We start from the raw sequence: 13,542 nt of genomic DNA on the forward strand, positions 1-13,542 counted from the left end.
GGTTTTAATTGCGCTTTACTATTTTAAGTAAAGTATCCCAAATAATCCGGATGTCAGTAACAACACTATGACTATCGACATACTCGACATAATAACGCTGCTTTAATGGTAAAATATGGTCGATGTAAGCTTGTCTAGGCTCTGGATATTTTGACAAGATGTCATTTTCATCAACCATCTCAATTGATGCACGATCTGTGATGCCGGGTCTCACCGACAACACCTTAGCTCTAACATTTTCTGGGTAACAATCGATAAATTCTTGCACCTCTGGCCGCGGCCCAACTAAACTCATTTTACCCATCAAAACGTCAATTAGTTGAGGTAACTCATCTAGCTTGGTTTTTCGAAGTAAATGACCGGAGCGCGTTATACGGTTGTCCCTCCCTATGGTTAGCAGCCCAGATTGCTCGGCGTTAACCCGCATGGTCCTAAACTTATGAATACGAAATGGAACACCGAATCGCCCTACCCTTACCTGCCTAAAAAAAACAGGGCCTGATGAGTCAAGTTTTATCCAAATCGCAATAACCAATAACACGGGAAACAACACAACCAAACCTAACGCTGCGCAAACCACATCAAAAAAACGCTTAAGCATCCATAAGCACCTGTTTTACCGCAGCAATAACCCGCAACTGATCATCGCTGGTCATCTTGGTGTACAAGGGTAACGACACTTCCTGTTCAAAAATGCGTTGTGCAACAGGAAACATCTCTGGCGTCAGGTTATAGGTATCACGCCAGTATGGATGTAAGTGCAATGGAATAAAATGCACCGAACAACCTATCCCCAGCTCTGCCATTTTCTCAATAAAGCGCGCGCGTTCGATCCCCGCTTCCGGCTTTATTTTGACCGGGAATAAATGCCAGGCATGTTCATCAGCGCCAGTCGCTGCGGCAGGCATTTCCAGAGGTAAATCTTTAAAGGCGTCAAAATAAGCACGAGACATCTGCTCGCGCTTTTCCTGAAATGCAGGCAACCGCTTAAGCTGATGAATGCCAATTGCAGCAGCAATATCCGGCATATTGTATTTAAAGCCAGGGGCAATAACCTCATAAAACCAAGCTGGCTTTGTTGAAACATAGCGATCAAAAGCATCACGGCTAATACCATGTAAACGCATAACTTTACAGCGTTTCGCCAGTTCTGGGTGCCGGGTTACTACCATGCCGCCTTCACCCGTTGTCATGGTTTTATTGGCATAAAAGCTGAAAACCGTAATATCAGTGTCCAAGGTGCCAATTAACTTACCTTTGTATTTTGTTGGTAAAGCGTGTGCAGCATCTTCGATAACACGAATATTGCGCTCTTTGGCTACAGCAACAATCGGATCCATATCACAGGCTAAACCTGCAAAATGAACAGGAACAACAGCTTTGGTTTTGTTAGTAATGGCTGCTTTAAAGCTGGCAGCAGTCATGTTGAAGGTTTCGGCATCTACGTCCACCATAATGGGTGTAGCACCGAGATAACGCACAATTTCAGCAGTAGCTGTAAAAGTATAAGTAGGAACGATTACCTCATCACCTGGACCTACACCTACCGCTTCTAGTGCAAGGTGCAAACCTGATGTGGCCGAGTTAACGGCTATCGACTCTAACGAACTATCACCGAGAAACGCAGTAAAGTCTGCTTCAAATTGCTTTGTTTTTGGCCCTGTAGTAACCCAACCAGAACGCAGGGCACTTGCCACTTCATTAATTTCATCTTCGCCAATATCTGGCAATGCAAATGGCAAAAAATTATTTGCTGACATATAGCCTCATTTTAAAAAAATTTAATTAAACGTAACATTTTCCTACCATTTGGCTGTGTAAAGTCACTCTCTATTTGATAGCCAGTTTTAGTATAGAAAGCCACAACACTGTCATTACCAAACTTATCGGTTGTTAAATACAAGCTGGCAACATTCATTGATTTTACTTGTTTTTCAAAATCCAGTAGAAGCTCTTTACCTAGTGATTTACCAGTCATCTCTGGCAAGACCGCAATACTACTCAACAAAGCTGAAGATAATAGCTCAGCTGGCTTATCACCTTTATAAAACATAGCATGATAAAGTTTACGTAAAACTTTAATGGGCTGATTTAAGACACCTGGTATTGAAGAAATTAAAAACGAAAGCCATTTCTTTTTCCTTAGAGAAGAAAAAAACAAATCAGGTGATGTTGTGCCAGCAGCAAAACCTATAATATTACCGTCATCGTCTGTAATAACTCTAAAAACACCTGACTCCTCAAACAAAAAGGCTTGGTATAACTTACGAAGGAAACTTTTACCAAGCGATGTTAGAAAAAAACCTTCGAACGCCTTGATATGCAATATTACTACAGAATCGATATCACTCTCTGTTGCTGATCGAATAAACATTAATTTAAATTTCCAAGTAAAAATAAAACAACTAAAAAAATCATCGTAATATTAACGCCTGTTTGACATAAAGTCAGAGTAAACTGCCAGAATTTCTACAAGCACTGAATCAGAAGTAAAGTTTTTTACTTTATTCTGATTGTACAGTGACATTCTTTCGGACATAAGTGGATCAGAAATTAAATCATATATTTTAGCTGCTAACAATACTTCATCATCCGGCCGAACAAGAAAACCACCTTTACTATCATCTATCAAGTCTTTAACACCACGGATGTCACTTGCAATAACAGGTAAACCGCTTAACATAGCTTCCATAACAGAGACTGGGAGACCTTCTTGATAGGAAGGAAAAACAAAAACATCAGACAATGCAACTATCTGATTTATGTCATCCCTATAACCCATGAAATTTACAACATTATCAAGCTCAAGATCTTTGACCATTTTCCTTAAAGAATCCTCTAAAACACCTCTACCACAAAGAAGCACTTTTAAGTTATCTTTTGGCTTCAAAATAGCTATCGCTTTAATCAAAGAAGAATGATTTTTTCTAGGTATAAACTCACCAACACACAGTACTACAAAATCATCCTTCTCCAATCCTAGCCGCTCTCTAGTCAGAGTATGAGTCATATTAAACTTACTTTCGTCGACACCGATGCCATGTACGCACACGGTCTTTTTAGAGTGTAACCTACGCTTAGCGAGCATAAAGTCTTCTTGATTAATAGTAATAAGACAATCAGTAAGAAAAGAAAGAACCCACTCCACTGGAAAATATATCAGCCAATTTAACAAACCAGAACCTTGGAAAAAGTGGAATCCATGAGCAGTATAAATAACCTTAATGTCTGGATTAAATAATTTAACTAATCTTCCGATAACACCACCAATCGGTGAATGGCAGTGAATAATATCAATTTTATTTTCTTTAGTGAACTGCAAAACATCCCGAAGCGCCAATATATTCCTGATATCGAAGGGGCTTCTTTTTATATCAATATGGTGAACATTAACATCTACTTTTTTAATTCTTGAATCTTCATCTCCATCGCAATTTGCAATACCAAAAACGTTGCAACCCAACTCCTTCAACGCCTTGATATTGTTAGCTTCAAACAAGTAAAACTGCCTAACCACAGAGGATAATATAAGAACATTCATAAGAAAACCCAATTAAAGAAAAATTTAAAAGCATTTTATAGAAAAAAAGAGAAGTAAGATTTAAAAAATATACCGAAAAACTCATAAAAAACAAAATAACAGCTGAAATTTAAAAAATAACTATAATTTTGCGTAATTCAATACTGATGATGTAATACACCAATAGCAAAAGAAAAAACAATAATAACTTAAGTCAAGAAGTAACCTGTTTTATTAACTCTCTTACCTTGTAATCCCAAGATAGCGTTTCTTTAGGAAAGTATACTACCTCATTATGAATTTTCTCATACCATGAAACAATACCATCAAAATCAAAACTTTCATTCTGGCAGTCTATTTTCTTCCATACGGTGCCTTCATAACTACGAAAATCTTGATCGGGTGTAGTAGAAATAAAAGGTTTAGCAAGCAACGCATACTCTTTAGACTTAAGGGTTGAGGAAACTTCAAAGCCAATGCGATCTAATGCCAAGCTATCTACTCCAAGATGCGCTCCATTTATAATAGCAATTGTATCCTCTTTGCTTTTACTGCCATGCAAGATGAAGTTAACTTTTTGGTTGTTAAGACTATTGATGTCAGTAAGCAACTCATCAGAGATAAAACCAACAAGATTCACCTCAATTGACTTTTCACCATGGTATTTTTTCAATGAAGAAATTAACCTGTCGAGCCCGTGCCAAGCTTTAAACTCAGAGGCAACAAAAACTACTTGCAATGAGTCAGTTTTATCGTTTAAATCCGGTAATATTTCCACAGAAGAAGACAAATTAGTATCTGACAACGAAACACCATTTGAAAAAACCATGTACTTACCTACCCCACCAAATCTTGATTCCTGATGGCTAGATATCTGACTTGTAACAGATAGGTGCCCCATGCATTTCCGCAAAAACAAAGGTGCAAAAATCAACTCTGAAAAGTACTGAAGGTGTTTAAATAAAAAGGGAAAACCGGCCTTCTTGATTTCGTTCAGTTCAATTGAATGATGCTCAAAATAAACCTTGCCAAGTTCTTTCTTGAAAAACAGCGCAGAAAAGTCGAAAAGTGGATATCGCAACAACACAAAGTCGTACTTACTAAAATCAATAAGTCTTTTTATTAAGTAGAAACGTGCTATTTTGGCAAAGCGCGCTATGGGTAACGAATCATAGTTTATGTAGTTAACGCCGTTGATTAAACCATCGAAATCACGATTCAATATATAGACATCAACATTATTTTTTTTAAAATATGGTGAGAATTGTTCAATTTTATTTCTAACACCAGACATTCTCCCCTTTGAAAATATAAGAGACACATGGGCGCCTTTTTGCATCATTTCAATTACCTACTAATATAAAATCGGAATCACTCATTAAAGAAAAAATCATAAGGTATAAAAGTATATCTAAACTCAACTGAGCTGATACCATTAGCTTTCGCTACGTTACTCTGCTCTGTCAAAACCGAATAAATCGCAGGAACTGTGATAGAAAGAACAAATACAGAGCTAAATGCGACCTTACTATATAATTTTTTAAATCCCAACTTGTCATTTGCGATTAAAAATAACATAAATAGCCCCAGCAACGTATGAAGACGGTAAAATATATCCACGTAAAGTATCCCAACAACAGAAGACACTAGAAAACTGTTATAAACCAACATCTTCACTGAAAATTTCATTCTAAGCATGGAAAGCGTTATGTAAACCAAAAAAGGAGAAATAAATAGAAGCAAAGCTATGCCACTTAAAGATATCTTACTGTCCTCGGTCTGAAAATAGAGTGCAACCTTAATTAAAAAGTAATCAAAAATAGCCCACAAAAAAAGTGAAAAAATCAAGATTAAAGCTATAATTAACTTCCAGTTAAGCATATCCTTATAAACCATCCAAATTGGGATCAAGAGTAAAATTGAAAAGTGATTAATTACGGCCAACAACAAAAAAAACAAACTACTCCTCGCTGAATTCAACTGCAACGAATAGATAAACAGCAAAACAGCCAGGCCTACTCGAATAGTGTTGAGATGAAACTGCAGATAAAATGTCAGAAAATATATAAATAAAAATAAAAAAGGAAACTTAATTTTTTTTGCTATAAAAAAGAGCAAAACTGCTTGAAAAAGAGCATAGAAAAATATAACAAACTGTGAACTGTCTGATATATATGAAGATATTTTCATTATTAATACGAAAGCTGGCTCAAAGCGAAGTTCGAAGACACCGTAACTTGACTGAAGATACCTCTGGTATATCTCGTCATAAGCAAAGGTATCAGCACCAACCTCACCACGAAGCGCTGCAAGAATAAAAAAACATAGAACTAAAATAAAAATAAAAATGCTTTTCAACTCAGGGTATCGATAACTAGTAAACCAAAGGCCTAAACTCAACAATAAAACAAAAGAATATTCTAACATCAATTTTCTTCACAGTAAGAGGTAGCGCTTCTTATTTAATAAGCCGCTGAGCTATTCATTTAAATAATAATTATTGTATTCAAAAAACTAAAGACTAACAGGCCTTTATAAAGCAAGCATATTGCACAACAAGCACCTCGCCGATTAGCATTTCCGCCAGTTGAACAACATGAAAAGGCTAGCACCAGGGTGAGATTACGAGAGGTCATTTAATCACTACACTCATGCCGGCCTCCAACACTGCATCAATATAAGCTGCATTCATTAAAGCCTGTCACTGCTTTCTTCTGATACTCATTTTCCGCGTCTCAGCGCGTAACATATTCAAGCCGAAGTGCCGCATCGTGGCAAGATTGGCTGCGGCATTGCCACGGTATATCTGGCACACATCCTCACCTAAACTTACATCCAGCACCCAGTGCAACTGGTTTTCGATACCCCAATGCTCACGAACCGCAAAGGATAGCCGCTCTGCACTAAGCCCTACAGAACTAATAAAGTAACGCTGCTCTCATACCGCTCGTTTGTTCTTTTCCACCCTATAGGTGGTAGCCATACCTAAAGTCGACAGCTCCGGCCAGACGGCTTTGAGTTTTGCCGGTAATTCACTGGCTTGGCATACCTGGTACTCACGATATTCCAAGCGCCCACGGTTCTTTTCCAGTGTCTGCGCTGTCTTTGTGAGCTTTACCCGCATAGACTTGTTTTACTGCATCGTACAGTTGACCTTGGTTGCCTTTAACCGTAAGCAGGTAATCAGCGCCCTTATCTACTATATTCTGGGCTATTTCTTTATGGCATCCCTTAAGCTCCAGCAAGTTGAGTAACTGAGGTATTGCCGTAATTTCGTTGCTTTTCTCGTCTGTTTTAACCTGGCCCATTACAACGCCATTTGCACTGGCAACGGCACTGACCATATGAATAGAAGAGCAACTGTCTTCCCGGTTGCAAGACCAGCGAGTTGTTTTACCGTCAATCGCCACCACCTGACCATCGGTAAGCTCTATAAAGGCCTTCATCCAGCTGGCAAAACAGCGTTGCAAGGCTTCACTGTCCAGCAATGACATCACCCGCGCTAAGGTATCGTGTACCGGCAAATTCAGTTTAAAAAAGCCATGTTTTTGCAGCCAATCAAAGCGATTTTCACCGAAATCTACAATATCCTCCCAACACTCGCAGCCTGCTATAACGGCACACAGCGTTAAAATACGACATCAAACAAGGGTTAAACGACCTTAGCAGCTTGCCTTGGGTCTTCTTATTCTGAAAAGTGTTCTGCAAAAACATCGATGTTCATAAACTGGCTCCGCGCAAAAGCCAGTATCTGATCACAGCTGAAGATCGAGGTCAATCAATTATGCTAAAGTGTGCGACAAACGTTCGTGATCTTGCCCTGGGCAAGCACCCTTGATTTCCAATAGGTACTTGTTATCGACTCACCCGAGTTTCTAAGATTAGAGGCTTATGTTACTCGGCTTTAAAAGCCGAATAACCGCATTAAAAAAATCTAATGCTATTAAAAAAAGTGCGGTTGGTAACGCGAAATAAAAAATTAATACTAGCTAATAAGGAGAAAAGAAAATCTTGCTTGAGTTGATGAATTCAACACAAGCAATTAAGTTAATTAACTTGGCTTTCCTAAATAGCCACCCAAATATCTAAAAATATCTAACGCATTAGCTATTCAGTCAAAACACCTTCGAAATTTCTTTCTCGGACTAAACCAAAGCACAAAAGGCTCAGATGAATCAAACCAGGCAAATGCACGCCAAATTAACTCCAACCTTGAAATAATACACTATCGATTAATCAAAAACGCTACAGATGCTTTCGTTTGGTTCCAAAAAACGAACAATGACAACAAGCAAGTTGCAAAGTAAATCCCAAATAATAGAAATACATTAATCTTTACTAGGTTTATTATTAGACATAGTGTAACTAGCCAAGTAATAAACCCATACAGCCGAAAACGTTCAAAACTTATCCATATTTTTGAACTCGCTTCTGTTCGAATTATAAAGTAAGAGAAAAACGCCACTGCTGAAGCCATTGCAGCACCAGCTGCACCATATATAGGAACTAAAAACCAATTACCAATTGCGTTAAGTATTAACGCAACAACGGCAGCTAGCAGTGAAAACATTGTTTTTCTTTTTATACCAATGCCTATACCTGTAGACTCAGAGACTGTATAGATCAATGGATAAGCCATCGTTGCTAAAAGGATGTATTGAACATTGATATATTCCGGAGGAAGTAGGTATGGTACCACCCAAGAAAACATTCCAGCTAATGACCAAATCACCACTATTGCTAGCGTAACATAATCCATTACGTTCTTGATCCTTTGTGGATGAACCCCTTCAGCGGCCCATTTATAAACCACTGGGGCCCAAACAGTTGAAAAAATTGCTTGAAACAACAACGCAGCACCCGCAAAACTTACTGAGATAGAGTAGATACCTAATTCCTCGAAGCTGGATAAGCGCCGCAAAAAAAGCTTATCCATAGCGGTCAACCCCCAAAAAGCTAACCCGCTTCCAATTAGAGGAAAGGAGTAACGTATCATCTGTGACTGTCTAGTTTTGTCTATGCTAGCAGTTAAGGCAGGCAACCAATCTTTTCGTGTGTTCCATGCATATATTATAAAAACAGCCAATAGAGATAAAAAATTAGCAAAGATAAGATTATCAAAAACCGCTTCTGCACCAAGCCAAAAATAAACCAATAAAACCAATAAGAACAACAGTTTTGGCAAAAGCTGACTCATAGAATAAGCTAAACCGCGCTCTTGCATTCTCAATATTAGGCTCAAAAAACGCGAACAGAACGACAGTAAAATCGACGCATAAAGTATAAAAGTTATAAAAAACGAATCAATTTCAAAAAGTATTATGGGTAGAGACAAAGGACTGAATGCAATGCATACCAAGGTCATTAATAAAATCATAAACCCTGGCATAAATACAGCCTTAAGTAAATTAGGCTTGGTATTTACCTCATGAAACTCACGCACGTAAGCTTGATCTAATCCCAAACTAAATAGCAATAATGCAAAACTCACTGCTACATTGAGCATTGTCAAGCGCCCAACATCCTCCGGTGAAAATATCCATGCGACAATTGGCAAGGTAATCAGCCCTAATACTGAAGCGCTAATAGGGCCAATTGCGAAAAGCAGAATTCTTTTTGCGTTCAAGCAAAAAACTCCAAAACAGCTTTTATTACTTGCGTCTGCTCATCTACACCCATGCCAAAGTAGATTGGTAGTCTAACCAGACGTTCACTCTCGATTGTAGTGTGTTGATCAACACCGTTAAACTCAGCGAAATTTAGACCAGCAGGCGCGGAATGAAGCGGAATGTAGTGGAATACGCAGCCAATATCGTAAGCTTTTAGATGCTCAATAAATTGGGTTCGCTGCTCAAGATCTTTCAATTTAAGGTAATACATATGAGCATTATGTTGACAATGCTCCGGGACAAAGGGCAAATCAAACAAACCTAGTGGTAAATTTTTAAACGCTTGATGGTATGCATCCCAAGTTGCCAAACGGTTCTGGTTGATGTCATCCGATTTCTCCAACTGCCCCCATAAGAACGCAGATTGCAGTTCGCTGGGTAGATAGCTGCTACCTATATCTACCCAAGTGTATTTGTCCACTTCGCCTCGGAAAAAGAGGCTACGATTGGTACCTTTTTCCCGAATTATTTCTGATCGTTGTAAAAACCGCTCGTCATTAATTATTAACAAACCGCCTTCACCGCCACTTGTGTAGTTTTTCGTTTCGTGAAAACTAAATGCCCCTAAATGCCCAATTGTACCCAATGGTTTACCTTCGTATGTGCTCATCATCCCTTGTGCTGCATCTTCCACAACAAACAAACCATGACGGTTAGCTATCTGCATAATCGCATCCATTTCGCAACCAACACCAGCGTAATGTACAGGCACAATAGCCTTAGTTCTTGCGGTAATGGCAGCTTCTATTTTAGCTTCGTCGATATTCATAGTATCTGGTCGAATATCGACAAATACAATTCTCGCACCTCGCAAAACAAAAGCATTAGCCGTGCTAACAAAGGTATAACTGGGCATAATAACTTCATCGCCAGGCTGAATATCAATCAAAATCGCTGCCATTTCTAAGGCTGCAGTGCAAGAAGGTGTAAGCAAGGTTTTAGGACAAGCTAGATTTTTCTCAAACCAAGCTTGGCATTTTTTTCCAAAAAAACCATCTCCTGAGATCTTACTGCTGTGCATAGCCTGTAAAACGTATTGCTGCTCGTTGCCTGTTAAAGGTGGTTTATTGAATACTATTTTCATATATAAAAACTCTTCATAAATTTTTTAGCATTTGAACCTTCATTAAATATTAAATCTATAATACTTACGCCATGTTCAAAAGGTGGATAAAGCTGATGATATTCTTGATATCCAGAATAATTCATCCACTCAACTTGAATGCCTTCTTTTTGAGCCAATGTAATGTCAAAATATTCTTTAGCAGCAGGTCCACTTAAATAAACATCTGCACCTGCTTGCTTGCAAATACTAAGTAGTTTTTCTGTCTGACCTTCCAAAAGTTGATAATCACTCGACCAAGAGATCTTAGTTTCAATGCCCAAAATAAAGTTTACTATTTCGATTAATCGAGCATTTATCAGACTTAATCTTTTCTCTTGATTATTCATATAAAAATCCTCAAATAGATCTTTATACTCTTTAAAAAAAGGTGCTTTAGAATAATTCTGAGAAATTGTTTGCCAGTGTTTTTTAGACCAACGTAAATCAGAAACTAAAGTATCTGAAATCGACTGTGATAAAGACACATGACTTGTAGGTATTGTTAACCAACTTACCCCTTGTGAGGTTTTAATTTTATTACGATTACGCCAATCATTTTTCGTGTATTGTGCAGTATCAAATAAAACAAATTCATCTACCATATTGATAAGATCAAAGTAACCCTTCCATGGAATATAGTTCGATTGCAATATTGCTATTTTTTTCATCTTACACAAATTCCTTCTTTTTGGTGAAAACCTACAACCTTTGAGGGTGAACCTATATTCTTTGAAAAAGACATTGTATCTTTTAATACAAGTGCATTAGCACCAATCAATGACTCTTCCCCTATTGACAGGTTCTGAGAACAGGTTGAATTAAAACCTAAAAAACAACCATTGCCGATTTTTGTGCATCCCCCGATCAGCGATTGACTTGCCAAAAATGAATGACTACCAATCTCGACATCATGCGAAACATTTACTGAAGACCAAATTATGTTGTTATCCTTAATTACAACATTGGGTTCAATAACAGTTCCTTGAAATATGATATTATTTTCACCGATTTTCACACTCTCATCGACTATTGCTGCTGGCGATACATAATTAATCAAATTGTAATTCTTTTTTTTGGCTTTATCGAACATAAACTGCCGTGCCCGCATGTTGGAATAACCAACAGCAACTAACATAGAATATGATTTTGGTGGATACAGGACCTCAACTTCCTCAAAAGGAACCAAGGGAAGTGTATCAAAACTATTGCTTTGCTTTATAAAATTTTGATCAGCAACGTAAGCAACAACTTTTTGGAGTTCAACTCTATCTAGATAGGTTCTCATTAACTTTGCGAAATCACTCATACCATAAATCAAAATTTCTGTTTTTTTAGTCACTGAAGATTCCTGCTAGCTGGTTTAACAAGCTACCTTCTGAAAAGTAAGCTTTAATTATACTCTTATTACCTTCAAATTGATTTCTTTCACAAACGTTTAAATTGAATTCTTCAATATCCCAAACTGCAATACCATGAGTTTTAAAAAAACACCACTGCGTAACATCACTGCGCATAAAAACTTTTTTTCCTAAACCTAAGAGCGTTATGGTATTACCCATTGCTTGTTGACGTTTGTGATTGAAAATTGCGATGTCAATTTTTGCCAGAAACTCAAGGTACTGATTAAACGGCATGTGGTCGGTTAAAGCTTCAAACTTATCACCAAAGCGTTGCTTACCCTGTTCAATAATCATCTTCGCGTAGTCTGGATTACCATAAGTCAGAGGTACATATATTTTTATATCTTTACTTTTAAAATTATCAAGTTTTTCAAAAACTTCTATATGGTTATTACTTGGGTCAGCAGAGTTGCCCACCAAAATATTAGTGCTCTTGTGTTGCTTTACTTGCTCTTGATATTCTTTATAGAGGTTGGTTGTATACATAAAGCATTCATGATAGGTACCTCGAGTAGCATACCATTGCTTGGCCAACTGAAAATCACCTGGTATATAAGTAATTAAGTTACCAACATTTTTAATAACCCGTCGACGTAAAAATTCACGTATTCTCCACTTTACAGAATTATCAGAATCTTGATAAAGATAAAGATCGCCCCCCCATATTACCCAATATGATTTTTTGCATAACCACGGCATACAAAATAATATCAAAAGCACATTATTATCAAAAAGTCCATGAATGATTATCTTCTGGGATTTATGCATCTTAAACAGAACTGCAGCATAATGAATAAATTTACTTACGATCCCTTTTTTTCCAATTTTTACATTCGGGAACTCTTGGAGTCGCTCCTGCGTAGGGCCAACAGTTAGATGGAATTGATGATTAATAATATCAAAATGGGCGTTAATAAGCTCAACGAAACCGGGTAAAAACTTCTCACAACTTGATAGATGTAGTACTTTTTTCGGCATTATTCACTTTTGCCTAAACTGAATAGATAGCGACCGTAGTCATTCTTTGACATTTGATCTGCAAGACTCAGTAAGTGTTCATTGGTCAACCAACCGTTGTTCCAAGCAATCTCTTCTAAACATGCAATCTTAAAGCCTTGTCGGTGTTCTACAGTTTGAACAAACAAACTTGCTTCTATTAAACTATCGTGAGTACCAGTGTCTAACCAAGCAAAACCTCTCCGTAATAACTCAACATTTAACCGGTCTTGCTTTAAATATTCGTTATTAACGCAGGTAATTTCTAGCTCGCCGCGTGCTGATGGCTGAATATTTTTTGCAATGTCGATAACATCGCTATCATAAAAATAAAGTCCTGTAACAGCGTAATTTGATTTCGGTTTGGCTGGCTTTTCTTCTATCGAAATCGCTTTATAGCTTTGATCAAACTCAACAACGCCAAAGCGGTGTGGATCTTTTACTTGATAACCAAATACAGTGGCGCCAGAGTCTTTTGAAGCTGCACTTAGCAATTTCGGTCGCAGACCATGACCGTAAAATATATTATCACCTAACACCAGACAAACACTTTCGTTGCCGATAAACTTCTCGCCGATTATAAAAGCTTGTGCAAGTCCGTCTGGGCTTGGCTGTATAGCATAGCTTAAATTAATTCCAAAATCGCTTCCATCACCCAATAAGCGCTGAAAAGCAGCTTGGTCTTCCGGTGTAGTAATAATTAAAATATCGCGGATTCCGGCTAACATCAGTACCGATAATGGATAATAAATCATTGGTTTGTCATAAACAGGCAGTAATTGTTTAGATACACCTCTAGTAATCGGATAAAGACGGGTACCGGAGCCACCTGCTAACACTATACCTTTCATT

The 13,542-nt window shown here is 37.7% G+C and carries 12 protein-coding genes and 1 pseudogene; all 13 read right to left on the reverse strand.

The window, feature by feature from the left end; all coding sequences use genetic code 11:
- Positions 1-4: 4 nt before the first annotated feature.
- The 13 genes and pseudogenes from ACUJFK_RS12040 to rfbA all read right to left on the reverse strand — a co-directional run bounded on the left by ACUJFK_RS12040 (position 5) and on the right by rfbA (position 13,541).
- Positions 5-601 carry a sugar transferase gene (locus tag ACUJFK_RS12040; protein WP_445425008.1) on the reverse strand — a complete coding sequence of 199 codons (597 nt, stop codon included), beginning with the start codon at positions 599-601 and terminating at the stop codon, positions 5-7.
- Positions 594-1,760 carry a DegT/DnrJ/EryC1/StrS family aminotransferase gene (locus ACUJFK_RS12045; RefSeq protein ID WP_445425009.1) on the reverse strand — a complete coding sequence of 389 codons (1,167 nt, stop codon included), beginning with the start codon at positions 1,758-1,760 and terminating at the stop codon, positions 594-596. Before ACUJFK_RS12045 ends, ACUJFK_RS12040 begins: the two co-directional genes overlap by 8 nt.
- Before the next feature lie 11 nt (positions 1,761-1,771).
- Positions 1,772-2,374 (reverse strand): GNAT family N-acetyltransferase, encoded by a 603-nt coding sequence (locus tag ACUJFK_RS12050; protein WP_445425010.1) that lies wholly within the window; start codon positions 2,372-2,374, stop codon positions 1,772-1,774.
- 51 nt (positions 2,375-2,425) lie between these two features.
- Positions 2,426-3,541 (reverse strand): glycosyltransferase family 4 protein, encoded by a 1,116-nt coding sequence (locus ACUJFK_RS12055; RefSeq protein ID WP_445425011.1) that lies wholly within the window; start codon positions 3,539-3,541, stop codon positions 2,426-2,428.
- 193 nt (positions 3,542-3,734) lie between these two features.
- Positions 3,735-4,862, reverse strand: coding sequence for a hypothetical protein (locus tag ACUJFK_RS12060; RefSeq protein ID WP_445425012.1), 1,128 nt, complete (start codon positions 4,860-4,862; stop codon positions 3,735-3,737).
- 29 nt (positions 4,863-4,891) lie between these two features.
- Positions 4,892-5,947 carry an EpsG family protein gene (locus ACUJFK_RS12065; RefSeq protein WP_445425013.1) on the reverse strand — a complete coding sequence of 352 codons (1,056 nt, stop codon included), beginning with the start codon at positions 5,945-5,947 and terminating at the stop codon, positions 4,892-4,894.
- Positions 5,948-6,224: 277 nt separating this feature from the next.
- Positions 6,225-7,244: pseudogene (locus tag ACUJFK_RS12070) on the reverse strand (ISAs1 family transposase); the annotation flags it as partial.
- A gap of 501 nt (positions 7,245-7,745) precedes the next feature.
- On the reverse strand, positions 7,746-9,146 hold the full coding sequence (locus ACUJFK_RS12075) for a lipopolysaccharide biosynthesis protein (RefSeq protein ID WP_445425014.1): 1,401 nt from the start codon (positions 9,144-9,146) through the stop codon (positions 7,746-7,748).
- A complete protein-coding gene (gene rffA / locus ACUJFK_RS12080) occupies positions 9,143-10,273 on the reverse strand; it encodes a dTDP-4-amino-4,6-dideoxygalactose transaminase (RefSeq protein WP_445425015.1) in 1,131 nt (376 codons plus the stop codon). Before rffA ends, ACUJFK_RS12075 begins: the two co-directional genes overlap by 4 nt.
- Positions 10,270-10,962 (reverse strand): WbqC family protein, encoded by a 693-nt coding sequence (locus tag ACUJFK_RS12085; protein ID WP_445425016.1) that lies wholly within the window; start codon positions 10,960-10,962, stop codon positions 10,270-10,272. The genes rffA and ACUJFK_RS12085 overlap by 4 nt, the downstream gene beginning before the upstream one ends.
- A complete protein-coding gene (locus ACUJFK_RS12090) occupies positions 10,959-11,633 on the reverse strand; it encodes an acetyltransferase (protein ID WP_445425017.1) in 675 nt (224 codons plus the stop codon). Before ACUJFK_RS12090 ends, ACUJFK_RS12085 begins: the two co-directional genes overlap by 4 nt.
- Positions 11,626-12,672 (reverse strand): TDP-N-acetylfucosamine:lipid II N-acetylfucosaminyltransferase, encoded by a 1,047-nt coding sequence (locus ACUJFK_RS12095; protein WP_445425018.1) that lies wholly within the window; start codon positions 12,670-12,672, stop codon positions 11,626-11,628. Before ACUJFK_RS12095 ends, ACUJFK_RS12090 begins: the two co-directional genes overlap by 8 nt.
- A complete protein-coding gene (rfbA, locus tag ACUJFK_RS12100; protein ID WP_445425019.1) occupies positions 12,672-13,541 on the reverse strand; it encodes a glucose-1-phosphate thymidylyltransferase RfbA in 870 nt (289 codons plus the stop codon). The genes ACUJFK_RS12095 and rfbA overlap by 1 nt, the downstream gene beginning before the upstream one ends.
- Between the last annotated feature and the right edge of the window lies 1 nt (position 13,542).

The sequence above is a fragment of the Alishewanella sp. HL-SH06 genome (genome assembly GCF_052656265.1).